The sequence below is a fragment of the Vogesella indigofera genome, assembly GCF_003633895.1.
Taxonomy (GTDB): Bacteria; Pseudomonadota; Gammaproteobacteria; order Burkholderiales; family Chromobacteriaceae; genus Vogesella; species Vogesella indigofera.
This window is the reverse complement of record NZ_RBID01000019.1, coordinates 12,263-32,933: the sequence shown is the minus strand read 5'-3', so window position 1 is coordinate 32,933 and position 20,671 is coordinate 12,263. Positions and strand designations below refer to the sequence as shown.

General features: G+C 67.1%; 22 protein-coding genes, 1 other RNA gene and 2 riboswitches. Of the genes, 10 read left to right on the top strand and 13 right to left on the bottom strand.

The features are described from left to right. Positions 1-20: 20 nt before the first annotated feature. The 9 genes from C8E02_RS15640 to C8E02_RS15600 all read left to right on the top strand — a co-directional run bounded on the left by C8E02_RS15640 (position 21) and on the right by C8E02_RS15600 (position 6,944). Complete coding sequence (locus tag C8E02_RS15640) at positions 21-1,013, top strand: DUF2804 domain-containing protein (protein WP_120812313.1); 993 nt, start codon at positions 21-23, stop codon at positions 1,011-1,013. Positions 1,014-1,151: 138 nt separating this feature from the next. Next, a complete protein-coding gene (accC, locus tag C8E02_RS15635) occupies positions 1,152-2,513 on the top strand; it encodes an acetyl-CoA carboxylase biotin carboxylase subunit (protein WP_120812310.1) in 1,362 nt (453 codons plus the stop codon). Positions 2,514-2,518: 5 nt separating this feature from the next. After that, positions 2,519-2,983: a GNAT family N-acetyltransferase gene (locus C8E02_RS15630; RefSeq protein WP_047967986.1), complete on the top strand. Its 465-nt coding sequence runs from the start codon at positions 2,519-2,521 to the stop codon at positions 2,981-2,983. A 125-nt stretch (positions 2,984-3,108) separates the two neighbouring features. Then, positions 3,109-3,675, top strand: coding sequence for a beta-class carbonic anhydrase (locus C8E02_RS15625; protein ID WP_047967987.1), 567 nt, complete (start codon positions 3,109-3,111; stop codon positions 3,673-3,675). Continuing rightward, positions 3,656-4,318, top strand: a complete 663-nt coding sequence (nadD, locus tag C8E02_RS15620) for a nicotinate-nucleotide adenylyltransferase (RefSeq protein WP_120812305.1) — start codon at positions 3,656-3,658, stop codon at positions 4,316-4,318. The genes C8E02_RS15625 and nadD overlap by 20 nt, the downstream gene beginning before the upstream one ends. A gap of 140 nt (positions 4,319-4,458) precedes the next feature. Then, a complete protein-coding gene (gene rsfS / locus C8E02_RS15615) occupies positions 4,459-4,836 on the top strand; it encodes a ribosome silencing factor (protein WP_047967989.1) in 378 nt (125 codons plus the stop codon). Positions 4,837-4,920: 84 nt separating this feature from the next. After that, the gene (rlmH, locus tag C8E02_RS15610; protein ID WP_120812302.1) at positions 4,921-5,391 is read left to right on the top strand and encodes a 23S rRNA (pseudouridine(1915)-N(3))-methyltransferase RlmH; all 471 of its coding nucleotides are present in this window, start codon (positions 4,921-4,923) and stop codon (positions 5,389-5,391) included. A gap of 130 nt (positions 5,392-5,521) precedes the next feature. Further along, positions 5,522-6,034, top strand: a complete 513-nt coding sequence (locus tag C8E02_RS15605; protein ID WP_047967991.1) for a YcnI family copper-binding membrane protein — start codon at positions 5,522-5,524, stop codon at positions 6,032-6,034. A 235-nt stretch (positions 6,035-6,269) separates the two neighbouring features. Beyond that, the gene (locus tag C8E02_RS15600; protein WP_120812300.1) at positions 6,270-6,944 is read left to right on the top strand and encodes a lytic transglycosylase domain-containing protein; all 675 of its coding nucleotides are present in this window, start codon (positions 6,270-6,272) and stop codon (positions 6,942-6,944) included. Between the two features lie 71 nt (positions 6,945-7,015). Here C8E02_RS15600 and holA read toward each other — a convergent pair whose 3' ends face one another. From holA to C8E02_RS15575, 5 genes are all read right to left on the bottom strand, one after another. Next, entirely contained in the window at positions 7,016-8,026 is a 1,011-nt protein-coding gene (gene holA / locus C8E02_RS15595; protein WP_120812297.1) for a DNA polymerase III subunit delta, read from the bottom strand. Further along, on the bottom strand, positions 8,007-8,525 hold the full coding sequence (locus tag C8E02_RS15590; RefSeq protein WP_120812294.1) for an LPS-assembly lipoprotein LptE: 519 nt from the start codon (positions 8,523-8,525) through the stop codon (positions 8,007-8,009). The genes holA and C8E02_RS15590 overlap by 20 nt, the downstream gene beginning before the upstream one ends. An 89-nt stretch (positions 8,526-8,614) precedes the next feature. Continuing rightward, positions 8,615-11,230: a leucine--tRNA ligase gene (gene leuS, locus C8E02_RS15585; RefSeq protein ID WP_120812292.1), complete on the bottom strand. Its 2,616-nt coding sequence runs from the start codon at positions 11,228-11,230 to the stop codon at positions 8,615-8,617. A 126-nt stretch (positions 11,231-11,356) separates the two neighbouring features. Continuing rightward, positions 11,357-12,169 (bottom strand): sulfite exporter TauE/SafE family protein, encoded by an 813-nt coding sequence (locus C8E02_RS15580; protein WP_120812289.1) that lies wholly within the window; start codon positions 12,167-12,169, stop codon positions 11,357-11,359. Further along, entirely contained in the window at positions 12,169-12,627 is a 459-nt protein-coding gene (locus tag C8E02_RS15575; protein WP_120812286.1) for an EVE domain-containing protein, read from the bottom strand. The genes C8E02_RS15580 and C8E02_RS15575 overlap by 1 nt, the downstream gene beginning before the upstream one ends. Before the next feature lie 90 nt (positions 12,628-12,717). Here C8E02_RS15575 and C8E02_RS15570 point away from each other — a divergent pair, with 90 nt between their 5' ends. After that, complete coding sequence (locus C8E02_RS15570) at positions 12,718-12,897, top strand: hypothetical protein (protein ID WP_047967998.1); 180 nt, start codon at positions 12,718-12,720, stop codon at positions 12,895-12,897. Positions 12,898-12,927: 30 nt separating this feature from the next. On the opposite strand, the gene C8E02_RS15565 is transcribed toward C8E02_RS15570, so the two are convergent. From C8E02_RS15565 to C8E02_RS15535, 8 genes are all read right to left on the bottom strand, one after another. After that, on the bottom strand, positions 12,928-13,533 hold the full coding sequence (locus tag C8E02_RS15565) for a 5-formyltetrahydrofolate cyclo-ligase (RefSeq protein WP_120812283.1): 606 nt from the start codon (positions 13,531-13,533) through the stop codon (positions 12,928-12,930). A 12-nt stretch (positions 13,534-13,545) separates the two neighbouring features. Beyond that, positions 13,546-13,729: non-coding RNA, 6S RNA (gene ssrS / locus C8E02_RS17850), on the bottom strand. A gap of 14 nt (positions 13,730-13,743) precedes the next feature. Further along, a complete protein-coding gene (locus C8E02_RS15560) occupies positions 13,744-14,058 on the bottom strand; it encodes a cell division protein ZapA (RefSeq protein WP_047968000.1) in 315 nt (104 codons plus the stop codon). After that, positions 14,055-14,258 (bottom strand): hypothetical protein, encoded by a 204-nt coding sequence (locus tag C8E02_RS15555; RefSeq protein ID WP_120812280.1) that lies wholly within the window; start codon positions 14,256-14,258, stop codon positions 14,055-14,057. The genes C8E02_RS15560 and C8E02_RS15555 overlap by 4 nt, the downstream gene beginning before the upstream one ends. Positions 14,259-14,415: 157 nt before the next feature. Then, complete coding sequence (locus C8E02_RS15550; RefSeq protein WP_245961176.1) at positions 14,416-15,282, bottom strand: cobalamin-binding protein; 867 nt, start codon at positions 15,280-15,282, stop codon at positions 14,416-14,418. Next, the gene (gene cobU / locus C8E02_RS15545; RefSeq protein WP_120812273.1) at positions 15,279-15,812 is read right to left on the bottom strand and encodes a bifunctional adenosylcobinamide kinase/adenosylcobinamide-phosphate guanylyltransferase; all 534 of its coding nucleotides are present in this window, start codon (positions 15,810-15,812) and stop codon (positions 15,279-15,281) included. Before cobU ends, C8E02_RS15550 begins: the two co-directional genes overlap by 4 nt. Before the next feature lie 86 nt (positions 15,813-15,898). Beyond that, a complete protein-coding gene (locus C8E02_RS15540) occupies positions 15,899-17,740 on the bottom strand; it encodes a TonB-dependent receptor domain-containing protein (protein WP_120812271.1) in 1,842 nt (613 codons plus the stop codon). Positions 17,741-17,866: 126 nt separating this feature from the next. Next, positions 17,867-18,076: riboswitch (cobalamin riboswitch) on the bottom strand. Between the two features lie 141 nt (positions 18,077-18,217). Beyond that, a complete protein-coding gene (locus C8E02_RS15535; RefSeq protein WP_120812268.1) occupies positions 18,218-20,191 on the bottom strand; it encodes a TonB-dependent receptor in 1,974 nt (657 codons plus the stop codon). 169 nt (positions 20,192-20,360) lie between these two features. Then, positions 20,361-20,568: riboswitch (cobalamin riboswitch) on the bottom strand. Positions 20,569-20,671 lie beyond the last annotated feature (103 nt).

Sequence of the window (20,671 nt, the reverse complement as noted above, 5' to 3'; positions counted from 1 at the left end):
GCGCGGCGACCCGTACACTAATGGACCCCTATCCCTTGCCCCCGGCACCGGCGCGACTGGTGCACGAACGCGGCGTGCCGGCCTTCGGCATGTACCGCGGCACCGTCGAACAACTGTCGTGGCAGGCGCTGAAGGCGCCACTGGCCAAGCAATTGACGCGCCAGCTGCACCACAAGCGCTGGCAATACGCCGCCATCGGCCATGCCGACTTCTTCATCGGCGTGGCGGTGGTCGATACCGGCTGGTGCGGCAGCGCCTTTGCCTACCTGTTCGACCGCCGTCGCCGCGAGCTGGTCGCCAGCTTCAGCAGCAACGGCCTGCCACTGGTGTCCACCCGCATCGAGAACCGCAGCTTTGGCGACGCCACCTTCCGCCAGGGCAAGAACTGCATCGCCTTCCGCCGCGCCGACAAGCGCCTGGAGCTGACCGTCAACACCCCGGCGCTGCAGCTGGCGGCACACATCGCGCTGCCGGCGCCGCACAGCGTGATGGCCGCCATCGCCCCCGCCAACTGGCTGGCGCACGCCACCCACAAGAGCAGCGCGCTGCCGATCAGCGGCTTTGCCGACTGCGGCGGCCGGCAGCTGGTGCTGGATGACGCCATCGCCAGCCTCGACGCCTCCAACGGCCTGCTGGCGCGCGACACCGCGTGGCGCTGGGCCAGCGCCCACGACCACCGCATCGGCTTCAACCTGCAGCAGGGCTATATGGGCGACGCCGAAAACGCGGTGTGGCTGGACGGCGTGCCGCACCGCGTCGGCGCTGCCCGCTTCGACTTCGATGCCGCGCAGCCGCTGGCCGCGTGGCAGATCCGCACCGACGACGGCGCGGTGGCGCTGACCTTCACCCCGGAAGGCGCGCGCCAGCACGACCAGGACCTGCTGATTGCCGCCAGCCGCTACCTGCAGCCGATCGGCTGTTTCAGCGGCCGCATCATCCACCCGCACACCGGCGTCGCGCATGAGGTGTCGCAGCTGCTCGGCATCACCGAAGACCACCACTCGCGCTGGTAGCCCCCGCCTGCGGCCAACGTTGGCCGCAGGCGGCGAACGCTGCGCCGTGCCGCCTGTCTCATGATGCAGGGAGCAGCCGTCTACCGGCTGCGGCCGCGGCCGTCCCGCTGCGGCGCCTTGCCTGGAGTGCGGCCAACCATGTTCGACAAGATCCTGATCGCCAACCGTGGCGAAATCGCGCTGCGCGTGCTGCGCGCCTGTCACGAGCTGGGCATCAAGACGGTGGTGGTGCACTCCGAGGCCGACCGCGACACCAAGTACGTGAAACTGTCCGACGAATCGGTGTGCATCGGCCCGCCGCCGGCGGCACACAGCTACCTGCACATCCCGGCCATCATCGCCGCCGCCGAGGTCACCCGCGCGCAGGCAATCCACCCCGGCTACGGCTTCCTGTCGGAAAACGCCCACTTCTCGCAGTGCGTGGAGGAATCCGGCTTCGTGTTCATCGGCCCGCGCGCCGACACCATCCGCCTGATGGGCGACAAGGTGTCGGCCAAGCAGGCGATGCTGGCCGCCGGCGTGCCGTGCGTGCCCGGCTCCGACGGCGCGCTGCCGGACAACGACAAGGCGGTGCTGAAGATCGCCGCCAAGATCGGCTACCCGCTGCTGATCAAGGCCGCCGCCGGCGGTGGCGGCCGCGGCATGCGCGTGGTGCCGTACGCCGGCGAGCTGCTGGCGGCGATCCAGACCACGCAGCGCGAGGCCGAGGCCGCCTTCGGCAACGGCAGCGTGTACCTGGAACAATACCTGCCGGCGCCGCGCCATATCGAGATCCAGATCCTGGCCGACGAGCACGGCAACGCCGTGCACCTGGGCGAACGCGACTGTTCGCTGCAGCGCCGCCACCAGAAGGTGATCGAGGAGGCGCCCGCCCCCGGCATCAGCGCCGCCCAGCGCAAGAAAATCGGCGAGGCCTGTGCCGACGCCTGCCGCCGCATCGGCTACCGCGGCGCCGGCACCTTCGAATTCCTGTACCAGGACGGCAAGTTCTACTTCATCGAGATGAACACCCGGGTGCAGGTCGAGCATCCGGTGACCGAGATGATCACCGGCATCGACATCGTGCAGGAGCAGATCCGCGTCGCCGCCGGCCTGCCGCTGCGCTTCCGGCAGCAGGACATCCACTTCCGCGGCCACGCCATGGAGTGCCGCCTCAATGCCGAGCACGCGTTCAGCTTCCGGCCGTCGCCGGGGTGCATCGAGCACTACCACCCCGCCGGCGGCCCCGGCATCCGCATCGATTCGCACATCTACCAGGGCTATCAGGTGCCGCCGCACTATGATTCGATGATCGGCAAGCTGATCGCCTACGGCGACGACCGCGCACAGGCGATGGCGCGGATGCGCGGGGCGCTGCGCGAGCTGGCGATCAGCGGCATCGACACCAATCTCCCGCTGCACCAGCTGCTGCTAAGCGACCCCGGCGTCATCGCCGGCAGCACCAGCATCCACTATCTGGAACAATGGCTGGCCACCCGCCAACAATCGGCACAAGGATGAAAACGATGCCCGACGCCACGCTGCAACTGCGCCCGGCGCACCCCGACGATGCCGCCGACCTCGCCCGTCTCAGCGGCGAGCTGGGCTATCCCGCCAGCGCGGCACAACTGCGACAGCGGCTGGCCATACTGCTGGCGGCACCGCAACAGCACTTCGTCTGCATCGCGCAATGGCAGGGGGAAACCTGCGGCTGGATTCACGGCTTTGTGCGGCCGTTGCTGGAGTCCGACACCTGCGTCGAGCTGGGCGGGCTGGTCGTGGCGGCGGCACAACGCGGCCACGGTATCGGCAGCGCGCTGCTGGCGGCATGCGAGCAGTGGGCGAAAACGCAGGGCATCCACCAGCTCGGCCTGCGCAGCGCCGAGCACCGCCAGGATGCGCACCGCTTTTACCGGCAGCACGGTTATGTCCATGTCAAAACCTCGCTCACGCTGCGCAAAACCCTGGCATCGGACGGCGCCCCCCGCTGACAAAGCCGGCACGAGACCGTCGCCAAAACCCGTGGTAGCATGGCGCCCGACCCCGATAGAGCAAACACACCAATCCCGTGACCCTGCCTGCTACCCGCGGGCAAACTTCAAGACAGGAGAACACCATGGGCCTGCTTAACAGCTTGCTGGAACACAATCGCGCCTTCGTCGAAGCGCGCGAATACGAGCAATTCTCCACCGACAAATTCCCGGACAAGAACCTGGTCGTGCTGTCCTGCATGGACGCCCGGCTGGTGGAACTGCTGCCCAAGGCGATGGGGCTGAAGAACGGCGACTTCAAACTGATCAAGAACGCCGGCGCGCTGGTCACCCACCAGTGGGGCTCGGTGATGCGCTCGCTACTGGTCGCCGTGTACGAACTGCGCGCCGAGGAAATCTGCATCGTCGCGCACCACGATTGCGGCATGCGCGCCATCGATCCGAACCGCATCCTGGACCATGCGCAGGAACGCGGCGTGTCGGCGGACACCATCGCCACCCTGCGCGGCGCCGGCATCGACCTGGACGCGTGGCTGAAGGGTTTCGACAACGTGCAGGACAGCGTGCGCCACACCGTGGCCACCATCCGCAGCCATCCGCTGATGCCGAAAGACATCCCGGTACACGGCCTGGTGATCCACCCGGCCACCGGCGCGCTGGACGTGATCGTCGATGGCAACCAGCCCGGCTGAGCACCCGCCGCGCATCGGCGTGTTCGGCGGCACCTTCGACCCGCTGCACGCCGCCCACCTGCGCCTGGCGCGCGCCTTTCGCGACGAGCTGGCGCTGGACCAAGTCCGGCTGATCCCCGCCGGCCAGCCCTACCACCGCGACCGTGCCCCGCACGCCAGCGCCGCACAGCGGCTGGCAATGCTGGACGCGGCGCTGGCCGAGGAAGCGCCGGGGCTGGTCAGCGACGACCGCGAGGTGCGCCGCCCGCGCCACGCCTACACCGTCGACACGCTGCAGGAGCTGCGCGACGAGCTGGGCGACAAGGCCGAGCTGTGGTTCCTGATCGGCGGCGATTCGCTGCAACAGCTGCACACCTGGCAACGTTGGCCGCAACTGCTGCAGCTGGCCAACCTCGCCGTCGCCATCCGTCCCGGCTTTGTTGCGGCCAGGCTCGATCCGGCCGTCGCCACCCTGTGGCAGGCGCGGCAAGTATCTGATTTTTCAAATCGAACGCCTTCCGGTACAATCCGCGCCTTGGACTTGCCGCCCATCACCCTCTCTGCCACCGACATCCGCCAGCAACTGGCGGCGGGGCAGGACTGCAGCGCGCTGCTGCCAGCGGCGGTGCTGGCCTATATCCGCCAGCACCGGCTCTACCGCTAGCCGGGCAGCGCAACACGCGGCGGCAAGCAGGATTTGCACTGGCCGGCGGTTGCCGGCCGTTTGCTCTTTTGCGGAACCTCTGGCCACGCCGGGCGCTGACGCGTCGCCACGTCCCCTGACACCGAATCACAAGGATGCACATGGAAGTTCAAGAAATCGTCAAACTGGCCATCAACGCGCTGGAAGACGTTAAAGGTAAAAACATCGTCTCGCTGGACACCAGCAAGCTGACCTCGCTGTTCTCGCACCTGATCGTCGCCACCGGCGACTCCAACCGTCAGGTGAAGGCGCTGGCCAACAACGTGGCCGTGGACCTGAAGGCCGCCGGCATCGAGCTGGTCGGCACCGAAGGCCACGAAAGCGGCGAGTGGGTACTGGTCGATGCCGGCGACGTGGTCATCCACGTGATGCTGCCGGCGGTACGCGACTACTACGACATCGAGGCACTGTGGGGCGGCCAGAAGCCGTCGTTCGTGCCGGTCGGCGGTCGTCCATGGGATGCCACCGCAGCGGAGTAATCCCCGCCCTGCCGTGATCGCAAGCGCACCGCCCAGGCGGTGCGTTGTGCTTTGCGGCCAACCTTTTGCCCCTGTAGCCCTGCCATGAAAATTACCCTGCTGGCCGTCGGCACCAAGATGCCGCGCTGGGTGGACGAAGCGTTCAACGACTACGCCAAGCGCTTTGGCCGCGACATCAGCTTCGAGCTGAAAGAGATCAAGCCGGAGAAGCGCGGCGGCGGCGTCACCGCCGAGAAAGGCATCGCCGCCGAGCACGAGCGCATCGTGGCGGCCATCCCGCCTCGCAGCAAACTGCTGATCCTCGACGAGCGCGGCAAGAACTGGACCTCGGTGCAGCTGGCTGGCGCGATGAAGGAATGGATGGCCGGCGGCGACGACATCTGCATCGTCATCGGCGGTGCCGACGGGCTGTCGCAAGAACTGAAAGCCCGCGCCGACATCATGCTGCAGCTGTCGGCGATGACGCTGCCGCACGGCATGGTGCGCGTGCTGCTGGCCGAGCAGCTGTACCGCGCCTACTCCATCCTCAACAACCACCCCTACCACCGCGAATAAGCGCACCGGTTGCGGCCAAGCCTGGCCGCAGCCTCACGCCGCCGGCCGCCAGGCTGCGACATTTTGCCGCATTCCCGCCTGCGCCGGCCGCGCCTAGACTGGCGTCCTGTTTCCCCATACCGGACCGACCATGAAATCCCTGCTCCTCGCCCTCGGCCTGCTGCTTGCCAGCGGCACCACCCTCGCCCACGTCACCCTGGAAAGCCGCGACGCCGTCGCCGGCAGCAGCTACAAGGGCGTACTGCGCCTGCCGCACGGCTGCAACGGCAGCGCCACCACCAGCGTGCGCGTGCAACTGCCGGACGGCTTCCGCCTCGCCAAGCCGATGCCCAAAGCCGGCTGGCAGCTGCAGACGGTGCGCGCCGCGGTGACGCCATTCGACAACCACGGCCAGACGGTGCGTGAGGACGTGCGCGAGATCGTGTGGTCCGGCGGCCAGCTGCGCGACGATTTCTACGACGAATTCGTGTTCCGCGGCACCCTGCCCGACCGCGCCGGCGAAACCGCCTGGTTCAAGGTGATCCAGCAGTGCGGCACCCAGGAAATCCGCTGGCAGCAGCTGCCGCAGGACGGCGGCAACGGCGAGTTTCCCGCCACCGGCGTCAAGCTGCAGCCGGCGCCAGCGGCGGCACACGTGCACTAACGCTTAACAAGCGCGGCGGCGGCGAGCGGTCGCCGCGATTTGTCGCATTTAATTTAAACACTTTTACAACAAATCTAAGGACAGCCGATCCCGGGCATCGCCCTGCCCCTGCTCGACATACGTCATTGACATAAAAAAGACCACTACGCCGGTGACGACGCAACTGGAAAATGGCCACTTCACTCAGTAACATGAAGGTATCGCTCCTTCACCCTGAGCCTGAGTTCTTTACATCATGACGAACCGCCTGTTACTGACCATCGTGCTGCTGCTGGCCACAAGCCCGGTGCTGGCACTCGGTCCCCTGCCTACCGATGATTTCCTCGCCGACGCGGTGCGCCCCGGTCTCGGCGCCACCCTCAGCTTCGATGCCCTGCCGGAACCGCCGCCGGCGCCCGAGTCACGCGGTGACGCGGTGCCGGCCGTCAAGACCCCGGCCTACAACCGGCAACAGGCGGCGCTGTTCAACAAACTGATCAATCAGGTGGCGCGCGAGCACAAGCTGGACCCGCAGCTGCTGCACGCCATTGTCACCGTCGAATCCGGCTACAACCCGGTGGCGACCTCGCCCAAGGGCGCGCAGGGACTGATGCAGCTGATGCCGGACACCGCCGCCCGTTTCGGCGTGCGCAATCCGGCGGACCCGCTGCAGAGCCTGCGCGGTGGCGCGCGTTACCTGCGCTTCCTGCAGGGCCACTTCAAGCAGGACATGACGCTGGTGATCGCCGCCTACAACGCCGGCGAGGGTGCGGTCGGCAAATACCGCAACACCATCCCGCCGTATCGCGAGACCCGCGAATACGTGGCCAAGGTGCTGGCGTCCTACGAGTCGCGCGCCGGCCAGCCGCTGGTGCCCTCGCGCCAGCCGCGCTTCCAGCTGATCCTGCCGCCGCCGCTGTTCCCGCTGTAACGCGGCCAGCCGCCACAAACAAAAGCCCCTGTCCGCGGACAGGGGCTTTTGTTTGGCCGGCGCATTGCGACTCAGCGTGCGGCGAGGCTGGCGGCCAGCCGTTTCAGGCTGTGCCAGGCGTCGCCCTGCGCCACGCCCTTGATCTGGCGGTCGATGCGCGCACACTCGGTCAGCGCCTGCATCAGCCGCACGCCGCCGATGCGTTTCAGCGCCGGCTCCGCCAGCCGCTGCTTGTCACCCCACAGCCGCAATTCACCCGCCATGTCGCGCACGCCACGGCCGTCCTTCAGGCCGCGGCCGAGCTTGATCAGCATGCGCACGTCCTCGGTGAACGACCACAACACCAGCACCGGCGCCTCGCCTTCCGCCTCCAGCCCGTCCAGCATGCGCGCGGCACGCGCCACGTCGCCGGCCAGCCAGCTTTCCGACAGATGGAACACGTCGAAACGCGCCACGTTGGCCACCGCGTCGCGGATGTCGGCCAGGCTCAGCTCACCCTGCGGGTACAGCAGCGCCAGCTTGTCGATTTCCTGCTTCGCCGCCAGCAGGTTGCCCTCCACCCGGTCGGCAAAGAAGCTGGCCGCGTCATGGCCCAGGGTCTGACCCTGGCGCTGCAGCCGCCGCGCGATCCACGCCGGCAGCTCGTGGCGGCCCACCGGCTTGGCCTCGGTGATCACCGCGCTCTTTTCCAGCGCGGCAAACCACTTGCTCTTCTGCTGGCTGCGGTCCAGCTTGGGCAGTTGCAGCAGGGTGATGGTGTCCGGCGGTGGGCTGGCGGCCAACCTTTGCAGCGCCTCGCCGCCCTCCACCCCGGGCTTGCCGCCGGGAATGCGGATTTCCAGCAGCTTGAGGCTGGCAAACAGCGACACGCTGCTCATCGCGTCAGTCAGCTGCGACCAGTCGAAATGCGCGCCCTCCACCGTCAGCACCTCGCGCTCGGCATAGCCGGCCTGTCGTGCGCGGCTACGCAGCGCGTCGGCGGCCTCCAGCGCCAGCAGCGCTTCCTCGCCGTGGATCACGTACAGCGGCGCCAGCGTGCGCGCCAGCTGCGTGATAAAGGCGTCAGGGCTTAATGCTGGCATTGCCCGGTTTCGGCAGGTAGGCGAGACGGTGCATCAGCTGCTCGGCGGCATCGCGGCGCATGTCTTCCAGCAACAGCGCTTCCTCGCGCTCCTTGCCCAGCACGGCGCTATCGCTGTAGCTCAGCTCGCGGCGCACCACCACCGTCAGCGGCAGGGGCAGCTCGTCGCCCTTGCGCTGCACGCTGGCCTCGACACGGTAGGTGAGCAGGTATTCGTTGACCTTGCCGCCACGGTTGATGGTCAGGATGTCCTTGGCATTGGCGGTGCTGTCGATGGTCAGTACCACCTCGGCGTCGGCGGCACGGCTTTGCAGCTGCACGCGACCATCGCGCTGCAAGGCGCTTTGCAGCGGCTCGGCGAGATTGCCGGCCTGCAGGATGGCGATGCTGGCAAACGGCAGCGGCGTCAGCGGCGCCGACAGCCCGCGCAGGTGAAAGCCGCACGCGCTCAGCGCCAGCAGGGCGCCGGCCAGCAGCGTGCTCTTGATCAGTCGGTTCATACGACACTCCGGTGTGCGCCGCGGTGACAAGGCGGCTGACGGGCATACCGTCAGCCGCCTTGTTGCGTTACGGCGTATTGCTAGCAGGATTAAACGACGATGTTCACCAGGCGGCCCGGCACCACGATGATCTTCTTGGCCGGCTTGCCTTCCATGAACTTGATCACGTTGTCGTGCGCCAGCGCCGCGGCTTCGATCTGGTCCTTGCCGGCGTCGGCAGCGACGGTGACGCTGCCGCGCAGCTTGCCGCACACCTGCACCATCAGCTCGATCTCGCTCTTCACCAGCGCGCTCTCGTCCACCTGCGGCCAGGCCTGCGCCAGCAGCTCGGTGCCCGGACGCAGTTCGCTCCAGATCGCCTCGGTGATGTGCGGCACGATAGGCGACAGCAGCACGGTGACCGCTTCCAGCACTTCCTGCGCCACGGCGCGGCCAACGTCACCGCTGGTATCGGCCTTGTCAAAGGTGTTGAGCAGCTCCATCACCGCGGCGATGGCGGTGTTGAACTGCAGACGGCGGCCGTAGTCGTCGGCTACCTTCTGGATGGTGCTGTGCAGCTTGAAGCGCAGTTCTTTCTGGCTGGCGTTTAGCTCGCCACCGGCGTAAGCGGTGCTGATGCCGGCGGCCACGTGCTCGCGGCTAAGCTTCCACAGCCGCTTCAGGAAGCGGAACGCGCCCTCCACGCCGGCGTCGGACCACTCCAGGCTCTGCTCCGGCGGTGCGGCAAACATCATGAACAGGCGCGCGGTATCGGCGCCGTAGTTTTCGATGAATTCCTGCGGATCGACGCCGTTGTTCTTGGACTTGGACATCTTCTCGATGCCGCCGACCGTCACCGGCTGGCCATCCACGCGGTGGGTCGCGCCCACGATCTTGCCCTTGGCGTCGCGTTCCAGCACCACGTCTTGCGGCGCGATCCAGTCCTTGCTGCCATTGGGCAGGTCGCGGTAGAAGGTCTCGCAGATCACCATGCCCTGGGTCAGCAGGCTCTTGAACGGCTCGTCGCTGTCCACCAGGCCTTCGTCGCGCATCAGCTTGTGGAAGAAGCGCGCGTACAACAGGTGCAGGATGGCGTGTTCGATGCCGCCGACGTACTGGTCGACCTGCAGCCAGTAGTTGGCCGCATGCTTGTCCAGCATCGCGGTGTCGCACTGCGGGCTGGCGTAGCGCGCGTAGTACCAGCTGGACTCCACGAAGGTGTCCATGGTGTCGGTTTCGCGCTTGGCCGCGCCGCCGCAAGTCGGGCAAGTGGTTTCGTAGAATTCCGGCATCTTGGCGAGCGGCGAACCGGCGCCATCGGGAATCACGTTTTCCGGCAATACCACCGGCAGCTGCTCGGCCGGTACCGGCACGTCGCCGCAGCACGGGCAGTGGATGATCGGGATCGGGCAGCCCCAGTAGCGCTGGCGGCTGATGCCCCAGTCGCGCAGCCGGTACTGGGTTTTCTTGGCGCCGGCGGACTTGGCTTCCAGATCGGTGACGATGGCGTCAAAGGCGGCGGCAAAGTCCAGACCGTCGTACTTGCCGCTGCCCACGGTTTTCAGGCCTTCCTTGGCGCCGTACCAGTCTTGCCAGGTGGTGGCGTCGAAATTGTCGTCGCCGGCAGCCGGGGCGTACACCTGGGTGATCGGCAGGCGGTACTTGTTGGCAAACTCGAAATCGCGCTCGTCGTGCGCCGGTACGGCCATCACCGCGCCTTCGCCGTAGCCCCACAGCACGTAGTTGGCGATCCATACCGGCAGCTTGGCGCCGGTCAGCGGATGGATGACGAACAAGCCGGTATCGACGCCCTTCTTCTCCATCTTGGCCACGTCGGCCTCGGCCACCGAGCCGGCCTTGCACTCGGCGATGAACGCCTGCAGCGCCGGGTTGGCCGCAGCGGCCTGCGTCGCCAGCGGATGCTCGGCGGCGACGGCGACATAGGTGGCGCCCATCAGCGTGTCCGGACGGGTGGTGTACACCTTCATCACGCCGTCGTGGCCGATGCTGTCCGTGTCGTAGGCAAAGGACACGTCGGAGCCGAAGCTCTTGCCGATCCAGTTGCGCTGCATGGTTTTCACCTGTTCCGGCCAGCCGTCCAGCTTGTCCAGATCATTCAGCAGCTCGTCGGCGTACTTGGTGATGGCAAAGTAGTACATCGGGATTTCGCGCTTTTCCACCAGCGCGCCGGAGCGCCAGCCGCGGCCGTCGACCACCTGCTCGTTGGCCAGCACGGTCTGGTCGACCGGGTCCCAGTTCACCACGCCGTTTTTCTTGTAGATGATGCCCTTCTGGAACAGGCGGGTGAACAGCCACTGCTCCCAGCGGTAGTAGTCGGGCTTGCAGGTGGCCAGCTCGCGATCCCAGTCCAGCGCAAAGCCGAGGCTGTCCAGCTGCTTTTTCATGTACTCGATGTTGGCGTAGGTCCACGCCGCCGGCGCGCCGCCGTTCTTCATCGCCGCGTTTTCCGCCGGCAGGCCGAAGGCGTCCCAGCCCATCGGCTGCAGCACGTTGAAGCCCTGCGCCCGCTTGAAGCGCGCCAGCACGTCGGTGATGGTGTAGTTGCGCACGTGGCCCATGTGCAGCTTGCCGGACGGGTACGGGAACATCGACAGCGCGTAGTATTTCGGGCGGGTGGTGTCTTCGACGGCTTTGAAGGCGGCGGTGGCCTGCCACTTCTGTTGGGCGGCGGCTTCAAGCTCGCGCGGGCTGTATTGTTCTTGCATGGAGATCTCTAGGCGCAAAAAAGCGTGAAAATTCAATCGCAACATTATAGCGGCGAGTTGCCATCGCCGCGAAGCGCTGCACGGAAAAGGTTGGCCGCAGCGCGGCCTAGGGTCTTTGAAAGGCGCCTAGCCCTGGCGCAGCAGGCCGAGCAGCATCTCGCTGGCCATCACCACCATCAGCAGCGCAAAGCCCTTTTTCAGCTTGGCCACCGGCAGCGCGTGGGCGGCACGTGCGCCCAGCGGCGCGCACAGCACCGTCATCAGCATCAGCGCCAGCATCGCCGGCAGGTAGATGAAGCCGAACGCGCCCCACGGCAGCCCCGGCGTCTGCCAGCCGGCCGCCACGTAACCCAGTGCGCCGGACACCGCGATCGGCCAGCCCAGCGCGGCGCTGGTGGCGATGGCGGTATGCATGCGCACATTGCACCAGCCCATGAACGGCACGCTCATCGAACCGCCGCCGATGCCGACCCAGCTCGACACCATGCCGATCACGCCGCCGGCGGCGCTCTGGCCGGCGATACCCGGCAGCTCGCGGCTGGCGGCCGGTGCCGCGCCGAAGAACATCTGCGCACCGATCACGTAGGCGTAGATCACGAAGAACCAGCGCAGGCCGTTGCTGGGAATCCAGCCGGCCAGCAGGCTGCCGACAAAGGTGCCGACCATCATCGCCGGCGCCATGCCGCGCACGATGGCCCAGTTCACCGCACCCTTCTTGTGGTGCGCGCGCACGCTGGCCACGCTGGTGAACACCATCACCGCCAGCGAGGTTCCCACCGCCAGATGCTGCACGTAGTTGCCGCCGAGGCCGGCGGCCTCCAGCACGCCGACCACCACCGGCACGATCACCAGCCCGCCGCCGACCCCGAGCAGGCCGGCGAGAAAGCCGGCGACCACGCCGCAGACCAGCAATACCGCAATCAGCGTCAACGACAACATCAGAGCAGGTTCTCCATCAGGTAATGCCATTGTTGCGGCGTGACCGGCGTGATCGACAGCCGGTTGCCGCGTTGCAACACCGTCATCTCCAGCAGCGCCGGATGCTGGCGCAAGGCGGCCGGCGACAGCAGCGCGGTCTTGCGCACGAAGCGCACGTCGACGCACTGCCAGCGCGGCTGCTCGGGGCTGGATTTGGGATCGAAATACGGGCTGGCGGGATCGAACTGGCTGGAATCGGCGTGCGCGGCGCCGACCACCTCGGCGATGCCGGCAATGCCCGGTTGCGGGCAGGACGAATGCCAGAACAGCAGCTGGTCACCCGGCTGCATCTGGTCGCGCATGAAATTGCGCGCCTGGTAATTGCGCACCCCGGTCCACTCGAACACGCGCTCGGGGTTGGCCGCGAGGTGGTCGATGCCCACCTCGTCCGGCTCCGACTTCATCAACCAGTACGCCATGCCTGTCCTCCGTGGCCGGTGCTCGCCACCGGGCGCGATGTCATATAATGCGACCTTCCCTTCCTCCCACCATCCAGAAGAGACAACGTCATGAAAACAGTCCTGCTTGCCAGCCTGACGCTACTACTTGCCGCCTGTACCATCAGCGGCCCGCGCGTGTCGGTGAAGCCGATCGAAATCAAGCCGCTGGAAATCGAGATCGGCGACGGCCATCGCGGCAGCGGTTCGTTCTGCCCGCCGGGCCAGGCCAAGAAAGGCAACTGCCGCTAAGCAGCACCGCGCCGGCAACCGCCGGCCGCATTACGCCGGCGCCGCCAGGCGCCGGTAACGGATCAGGCCGGACTCGGTCAGCAGGTAATCCAGCTGCACGTCCCACGCCTCTTTCGGCACCGCCGCCACCCGCTGGCAGTCGAAGGCGACGCCGACCAGCAACGGCCGCCGCCAGCGGCGGAAACCGTTGAGATAGGCCAGCGTGGTGTCGTAAAAACCCCCGCCCTGCCCCATGCGATAACCCTGCTCGTCCACCGCCAGCAGCGGCACGAACAGGATCTCCAGATCGCGGGCCCGCCAGTTGGCGCCGTCGAATTCCGGAATGCCGTAGCGGTTGTGATACCAGCGCCCGCGCGCATCCAGCACCGAAAACAGCATCTTGCGCCCGCGCAGCGGCAACGCCGGCAGCGCCACGCGGCAGCCGTGCGCCAGCGCGCGCGCCATCAGCGCGTCCAGCCCCAGCTCCGAGCCGGTGGCGACATAGGCGCCAATGCGGCGGCCATGGCGGAAAAAACGGCGGGCATGGTAACTGATCGCCTTTTCGGCGTGATGGCGTTGTGCGGCAGGAATGGCTTTGCGCGCCTGGCGAATCTCGCGGCGCAAACGCGCCTTGTCAGCGGCAGCAGAGGATGTCATGGGCGGAAGGGGGAGTCCCCCGCGAGAGTCGATCGGGCCGAATTCGCTTGTACCCTGTTTCCAGGGGGGGTCGCCGGCCAGTAGCTTCGGGCACATCCGCAAAGGGACGCGACACACCTGCTACTCATGCTGACAACCAAAAGCGAACGCATTGGTACAAAGGAATTATGGGCCGTCTCGAACACCGCAGGGGATTGAACGGATATTCGTTTAGAACAGGTTTTGCTGGCTCTGGCGTAACGCCTCGTCAGCGGCCTCGCTCATGTGTTGTATTTTACGCCTGATTGTCGCCATCTCCAAGCCACCATCGCCGACTTTTACTTTCAGCAGGTCGTGGGCGATGTTGAGCGCGGCCATGATCGCGATCTTGTCGGCGTCGACGATGCGGCCGCCGCTCTGGATCGCCTGGATCTTGTCCGCCAGCAGCCGTACCGCCTGCTCCAGCGTGTCGCGCTCTTCCAGCGGCGTGCCGATGGTGAACTGGCGCCCGAGCAGGGTCACATCTACCTGTACGATCTCGCTCATTCGGCATCCTCCTGCGGCAGGCGCGTCATCAGCGCGGCAACGCGGTGGCGGGTTTCCTCCAGCGCGAATTTCATTTCGGCATTTTCCTTCATGGTCTGCGCCAGCACCTCGGCGAAGCGGCCATTCTGGTTTTCCAGCTCGTGGATGCGCACAATCAGCGCCACCACACGGCCTTCCAGATAATCGAGTTCTTGTTCCATAACGGCGAGGATAGCCAAGGGTAGTGGAGGCGTCAAACCGGGTCTGCCGCCGTCGCCCGGCACGGGCGCCCGGCGCAGCGACCGCCAAATTTTACGTCCTGCCGCGCGCCGATGTCAGCAAAATATGCCGCGGCGCGGCAAATTGGCCACGCCGGCCTCAGCCCGCCGGCAAACGCTGCCGCGCGGCGTCGATCTGGCGGCACAGCTGGCGGGCGCCGTCGGCCAGCCGCGGGCCGGGACGGCTGATGCTGTCCTCGGCCAGCAGCGACAGGTTGCCCAGCGCCACCGCCGGCAGTTGCGGCCAACGTTGCCAGTACGCCAGCTGCCGTTCCTCGAACGCCAGGATCAGCTGCGGCCGGCGCGCCAGCACCGCCTCGACGCTGACCTGCGGCGCCGGCACCGCGGCATCGGCAAACACGTTGCGGCCACCGCACAACCGCACCAGGCTATCAACAAAGCTGAGGCGGCTGACGCTGAACAAGGGCGTGTCACCGACCTGCACAAAGGTCGCCACCGGCCGCGCCGACGCGTAGCGCTGCCGCAGGCTGGCAAATTGCTGCTCGAAGCGCGCCGCCTGTTGCGCCGCACCGCGCTGCTGGCCGCTGAGGGTGCCCAGCGCGCGCATCTCGCGGGCGATACCGGCCACGTCCTGCGGCGCACTGACATACAGCGGAATGCCCAGCGCGCGCAGCCGCGCCAGCTCGCGCGGATGGCCGCCGTCGCGCCATGCCACCACCAGCTCGGGACGCAGCCGCAGGATGGCCTCCAGGCTGATGCCGCTGTAACTGCCGACGCGCGGCAGCTGCCTGGCGGCCGGCGGCTGGTCGCTGTGCTCGACCACCGCCACGATCTGCGCCGCGGCGCCGATCGCGTACAGCGTTTCCACCGCGTGCGGCACCAGCACCACGATGCGCCGCGCCGGCACCGCCAGCGTCACCGTCTGCCCCAGCCCGTCGGTCACCGACAGCTGCGCGGCGGCCGGCAGCGCCCAAGCGGCAAGCAGCGCGCAGGCCGCCAGCCTCACGCCGGCGCCTTCAGCGACAAAGGTTGGCCGCACGCCACCAGCGTCACCCGCCGGCACAGCGCGGCGATATCCTGGTTCAGCCGCCCCAGCTCGTCGACGAAGTGGCGGGTCTCGGCGCCGAGCGGCACCACGCCCCAGCCGATCTCGTTGCTGACCAGCAGCACCGCGGCCGGTGTCGCGGCCAAGGCATCCAGCAGCGCGGCGCGTTCGCGCTGCCAGGCATCGACCTGGAACTGGCCGTCGGCGTCGAAAAAGCGCATCAGCCACATGCCGAGACAGTCGACCAGCAGCAGGCTGCCGGCCGCCCCCTCTGCCGCGATCACCGCCGCCAGCCCCGGCCCGGCCTCGTGCAGCCCCCAGGCTGCCGGACGGCGTTCGCGATGATGCGCAATGCGCGCGGCAAAGCTGTCGTCGTCGCGCCGCTCGGCGGTGGCGACGTACAGCACCGGCCCGTCGTGGGCCAGCGCCAGCTGCTCGGCATAACGGCTCTTGCCGCTGCGGGCGCCGCCGGTGATCAGATGCGTGGTCATGCTCGCTCCTGCTGGAAATCAAAAACGACCTGCCCGGCTGGCGGGCGGTCGTGTTGCGTTACACACCGGGGCGGCGCCCGACGGGCTTACTGGGCGTAGCGTACGCCGACGAACCAGCCGCGGCGAGGCTGATTGTAGTTCTGTACCGTCTGATAGTCCTTGTCGGCGACGTTGCTCAGTCGCGTGTTCAGCTGCCAGTGCTTGTCGAGCTGGTAGTCGGCGCCGAGATTGAGCACGCCGTAGCCACCCAGCACCTTGTCGGCGCTGTTGTCTGCATCGTCGTAGCGGCGGCCACTGGCGCGCCATTCCGCGCTGAGGCGGGTGCGGTCCAGCTGCCAGCCGGCCGTCAGCGCGCCGAACAGCTTGGCGTGGCGTGCCAGTAGCTTGCCGGAGGGCTGGCTGCGCGGCCGCTGCGAGGTAATGCTGCCGGCGAGGCTGAAATCGCCCCAGCTGCGGCCGGCTTCCAGCGTCTGGCCGGTGATGCGCGCCTCGTCGATATTGACCTGCAGCCCGTCGGTCGCCGATTTGCTGGCGATCAGGTTGTCGATCCGGTTATCGAACGCGATCACGCTGAAGTAGTCACCCTGCTGCCGCCACTTCAGAGACAGCTCGCGGTTGCGCGCCTCTTCCGGGCGCAGGGCCGGATTGCCGTGATAGCTGGCGCCGGAGCCGCTCCAGTACAGCTGGTTGAAGGTCGGTGCCTTGAACGCGGTGCCGTAGGCGGCGCCGAGCAGCCACTGCGGCGTCAGCGCGTAGCCGTAGCCGAGCTGGCCGGTGGCCTTGTCGCCGAACTGCGAGTTGTCGTCGTGGCGCAGGCTGCCCTGCAGCCGGTGTGCGCCGAAGCTGCCCTGGTAGGCGACAAACAGCGAATCCACGTTGCGGCGGGTGCCGTTGAAGCTGTTCAGGGTCTCGATCTGCTGCTCGGTGCGCACCGCGCCGAGGCTGAACTGGCCGACGCCCTGCCACTGCACGTCGTGCTGCCACTGCCATTCCTGCTGGCGGGTAGCGGCAATCGCGGACGGCTTGCTGAAGTTGCCCTTGGTAAAGGTGTGCTGCCGGTCATTGGTCTCGGCGTAGCGCAAGGTACTCTGCCAGTTGGCCCGCAGCTGGTTTTTCAGCTCGATGCTGTGCCCCTGCAGGCGCGAACGCAGCTCGTCCGCCTTGTTGACGGTGGCGTCGTAGGCGCTGCTGGCCTCGGTCTGGTACAGGTTCAGCCCCAGGCTGTGGCCGGCGGCCAGCTCGTGCTGCACGCTGGCGAGATAGGTGGTGTTCTCATAGCCGTCACGGTCGGGGTTGTACTTGCCCGGCTGGAAGCTGCGCGAGGAAATGCCGTCGGTACGGTTGTGCTCCAGCGCGAGGTTGAAGGCAGTGTTGCCGGCCTTGCCGGACAGCCCGGCGCCGCTGCTGCGCTTGTGTTCGGCACCGATGCCGGCATGGAAGCTCATTGCCGGCCCGCCTTCGCCGCGCTTGGTGAAGATCTGGATCACACCGCCGATGGCGTCGGCACCATACAGGCTGGAGGCCGGGCCGCGCAGGATCTCGATCTTTTCAATCGCCGCCAATGGCAGGTGTTCCAGCGCGGTAGCGCCGGTGGTGACCGAGGCGATGCGCATGCCGTCGACCAGTACCAGCACGTGATCGGCCTTGGTGCCGCGCAGCAGCAGGGTGGCGGACTTGCCCTCGCCGCCGTTGCTGTAGGCTTCCACCCCCGGCTGGCGGCTGAGCAGCTCCGGCAGGCTCAGGCTGCCGGATTGCTCGATTTCCTCGCGACCGAGCACGGTAACGTCGGCCAGCACGCGGCTGAGCGGGATCGCGCTGCGGGTGGCGGTGACCACCACGGTCTCGCCAGTGGTGACGGGATTGGCGGCCACGGCGGCATGGCCGGCGGCCAGCGCCAGCAGCGCGGCCAGGGTTTTGTTGTCAAACATGAATACACACTCCGGGATGAGAAAAAGGGAGTGCGGAGAAATCAGGACCAAAAGACACGCGCGCCGGCCGTTGCGGCAGGCGAACTGTCAGCTCGCCTCCCCGCGATGCTCCAGCAAGACGCGATTCCGCCGCGTCTGTTGCAGGCCGGTCTCCGGGCTTGGTCATGCGGGGCAACGCCTTCCCGTCCCTGCGGGACAGTGGCGAGTGTTGCACCTGGGGCGCGCCATGCGCGCCCAGACCTTACCGTTGCGGGGGCAGCGCCGGAATTGCACCGGCTTCCCAGTTTCACCCGGCGCGCTTGGGGCACGCCGGACACCTGCAGGGGCGGGATTATACCTGCGTGCACTGCACATGCAATTTACCGCCACCAGCCTTCGCCTGCGGGCAACGGCATGAAAAAGCCCCCGTTGCCTCCCGACGAGGGCGGCGACAGGGGCGGATCTAGCCAGCCGGGGCGGCGGCCGGCCGTGAACGGCTTAGTAGTTGACCGTCAGCGAAGCCTGCACGTTGCGGCCGGCGGCCGGGTACAGATTGTAGGAACCACTGCTGCCGGTGGCACCGGAGCGGATACCGTAAGTGGCATAGTGGCGGTCAAACAGGTTGTTGACGTCCAGTGCCACGCTCAGCTGCTTGCTGTAGCGGTGGCTGAACTTGGCGTTGAGTACGGTATAGGCATCCAGCTGCTTGTCGAACTGGTTCGCCTGGTCGTTGTCCAGCCGCTGCTTACCGACATACTGCAGCTGCAGGCCGATGCGGCTGGCCTCCTGCGGCAGCCAGCTCAGGCCCAGCGTGGCCAGCTGCTGCGGCACCATCGGCACCTCGTTGCCGGCCAGCTCGACGCCACCCGCCGCACCCTGACGGAAGGTCGCCTGCTGCCAGGTCAGGTTGCCGCTCAGCTCGAGGTTGGCCGCCAGCTGACTGCGCCCTTCCAGTTCCAGGCCTTGACGACGGGTCCGCGCCAGATTGACGTTGCTGCCAAAGAAACCGACCAGCTTGTTGAAGTGGATTTCATTGGTCAGGTCGTAACGGAACCACGCCGCGCGCAGCGCCTGCCCCCCCTGCTTCCAGTCCAGGCCGATTTCCTTGTCCTGCGAGGTCTGCGGCAGCAATGGCGAGGACACATAAGCCTGCTCGTCGGCATTGGCCAGACGGAAGCTGCGGCCAACCTTGGCATACGCCTCCAGCTGGCCGGTCAGCGCCTGACGAGCGCCCAGCTGCCAGGCGTGCAGCTCCTTGTTGGTGCGGTAGCTGTTGGCAAAGCCGGTGAAATCAGCGGCGCTATCCTCGATGCGCTGCGTACGACCACCAATGCTGATCGCGGTGCCGGCCTGCGGGCGCAGCAGCACGTCGGCAAAACCACCGACATGACGCTGGCGGATGCGGGTCGACAGCGTCGCGGGGCTGCCGTTATTCACGTCCATATCGCTCTGCAGCGTATCGACGCCGAACACCAGCCGGTGACGACCCAGCTCCTGCTCGTAACGCAAACTGGCCGACTGTTCGTCCAGATCGCGCTGCTCCAGCCAGCCGGAAGCCTCGGACTGCGACTGCTTCGCGCGCGTGGCCACGTCCAGCGACAGCATGCCTTCGCCCAGCGACTGGCGCGCCTGCACGCCAAAGGCATCGGTCTTGATGTCCATGTAGTCGTTCGGCTTGCTGGTGCCGCGCGGATCATTGCCGAACTCGTCGACGCCGGTGGCCGGGTTGACGCTACGGGCACCCGGCATGCGCAAATCCTGGTTGCTGCTGCGCGCATAGAGGCGCACGTCGCCGCCCTGGTGGCGCACGGTGGCCGTCAGGCCGGCACTGTCGTTGCGCTCGGCACTGTTGGCACGGTAATTGTCGCTGCTCAGTGACTTCACAAAGGCATCCAGCGCCACCTGCTGGCCGCTGAGGTGGCCGGACAGATCCAGCTTTTTCAGGTTGTAGCTGCCGGCAGTCAGCGTGGCCTGCACGCCGTTGGCGGCCTTGAAACCGCTGCGGGTGATGATGTTGACCACGCCACCGGTAGCGCCGCCGCCGTAGGCCACCGCGCCACTGCCGCGTACCACCTCAATGCGCTCGATCTCGCTCAGCGGCACCACACCCAGGTTCGGCGCGAGCAGATCATTGGTGTTTTGCTTGACGCCGTCGATCAGGATCAGCGTGTTGCTGATGCCGGTCATGCCGAAGCCGCGCAGGTCGACCATCGCGCTGTCGGCGGAGCCGGTGTTGTTAAATACGTGTACACCAGCCAGCGTCGACAACAGGTCCTGCACCGTACGCGCGGTGCTGTTGGCAATGTCGGCGGCACTAATAACGGACACGTTGACCGGCAGGTCGCTGACCTTGTCCGGGCTGCGGCTGGCGGTGACCACCACTTCATCCAGCTGGGTCACGGGGGTCGCGGCCAAGGCCAGCGGGCTACAGGCCAGCGCGACCAGCGCGGCCAACGGTTTGCTCTTGAACATGAATACACACTCCGGGGTGAGATAAAGGGAGTGCGGAGAAATAAGGACATACACCGACCATTGCGGCCAACGTTCTGTCGGATCGCCTCCCCGCGATGCTCCAGCACGACGCGATTCCGCCACGTCGCAGCACCCGGTGCCGCCGGGGTGTCGCTGACACGCTTCCGGCCGCACGGGCACGTTGCAGGCCGGTCTCCGGGCTCGGCCTTGCGGGGCAACGCCTTCCCGTCCTGATGGACAGTGGCGATTGTTGCTCCTGGATCGCGCGGCGCGCGATCAGGCCTTACCGTTGCGGGGGCAGCGCCGGACTTGCACCGGCTTCCCGTTTCACCCGGCTCGTCGTTGACGGGCCGGACACCTGCAGGGGCAGGATTATACCCGTCCCCGCCGCCGCCCGCCCGTCGCCGCGGCAATTTGCTTATTCCCGCTCAAGACGGTTGCCAGCACGGCCGCCGCTGCCGTAAGGTCTGCCCCATTCGT

Bases quoted from the DNA above. Each gene is read 5' to 3' on its own strand.
- C8E02_RS15640 (WP_120812313.1), top strand. From the start codon at position 21: ATGGACCCCTATCCCTTGCCCCCGGCACCGGCGCGACTGGTGCACGAA.
- accC (WP_120812310.1), top strand. From the start codon at position 1,152: ATGTTCGACAAGATCCTGATCGCCAACCGTGGCGAAATCGCGCTGCGC.
- C8E02_RS15630 (WP_047967986.1), top strand. From the start codon at position 2,519: ATGCCCGACGCCACGCTGCAACTGCGCCCGGCGCACCCCGACGATGCC.
- C8E02_RS15625 (WP_047967987.1), top strand. From the start codon at position 3,109: ATGGGCCTGCTTAACAGCTTGCTGGAACACAATCGCGCCTTCGTCGAA.
- nadD (WP_120812305.1), top strand. From the start codon at position 3,656: ATGGCAACCAGCCCGGCTGAGCACCCGCCGCGCATCGGCGTGTTCGGC.
- rsfS (WP_047967989.1), top strand. From the start codon at position 4,459: ATGGAAGTTCAAGAAATCGTCAAACTGGCCATCAACGCGCTGGAAGAC.
- rlmH (WP_120812302.1), top strand. From the start codon at position 4,921: ATGAAAATTACCCTGCTGGCCGTCGGCACCAAGATGCCGCGCTGGGTG.
- C8E02_RS15605 (WP_047967991.1), top strand. From the start codon at position 5,522: ATGAAATCCCTGCTCCTCGCCCTCGGCCTGCTGCTTGCCAGCGGCACC.
- C8E02_RS15600 (WP_120812300.1), top strand. From the start codon at position 6,270: ATGACGAACCGCCTGTTACTGACCATCGTGCTGCTGCTGGCCACAAGC.
- holA (WP_120812297.1), bottom strand. From the start codon at position 8,026: ATGCCAGCATTAAGCCCTGACGCCTTTATCACGCAGCTGGCGCGCACG.
- C8E02_RS15590 (WP_120812294.1), bottom strand. From the start codon at position 8,525: ATGAACCGACTGATCAAGAGCACGCTGCTGGCCGGCGCCCTGCTGGCG.
- leuS (WP_120812292.1), bottom strand. From the start codon at position 11,230: ATGCAAGAACAATACAGCCCGCGCGAGCTTGAAGCCGCCGCCCAACAG.
- C8E02_RS15580 (WP_120812289.1), bottom strand. From the start codon at position 12,169: ATGTTGTCGTTGACGCTGATTGCGGTATTGCTGGTCTGCGGCGTGGTC.
- C8E02_RS15575 (WP_120812286.1), bottom strand. From the start codon at position 12,627: ATGGCGTACTGGTTGATGAAGTCGGAGCCGGACGAGGTGGGCATCGAC.
- C8E02_RS15570 (WP_047967998.1), top strand. From the start codon at position 12,718: ATGAAAACAGTCCTGCTTGCCAGCCTGACGCTACTACTTGCCGCCTGT.
- C8E02_RS15565 (WP_120812283.1), bottom strand. From the start codon at position 13,533: ATGACATCCTCTGCTGCCGCTGACAAGGCGCGTTTGCGCCGCGAGATT.
- C8E02_RS15560 (WP_047968000.1), bottom strand. From the start codon at position 14,058: ATGAGCGAGATCGTACAGGTAGATGTGACCCTGCTCGGGCGCCAGTTC.
- C8E02_RS15555 (WP_120812280.1), bottom strand. From the start codon at position 14,258: ATGGAACAAGAACTCGATTATCTGGAAGGCCGTGTGGTGGCGCTGATT.
- cobU (WP_120812273.1), bottom strand. From the start codon at position 15,812: ATGACCACGCATCTGATCACCGGCGGCGCCCGCAGCGGCAAGAGCCGT.
- C8E02_RS15540 (WP_120812271.1), bottom strand. From the start codon at position 17,740: ATGTTTGACAACAAAACCCTGGCCGCGCTGCTGGCGCTGGCCGCCGGC.
- C8E02_RS15535 (WP_120812268.1), bottom strand. From the start codon at position 20,191: ATGTTCAAGAGCAAACCGTTGGCCGCGCTGGTCGCGCTGGCCTGTAGC.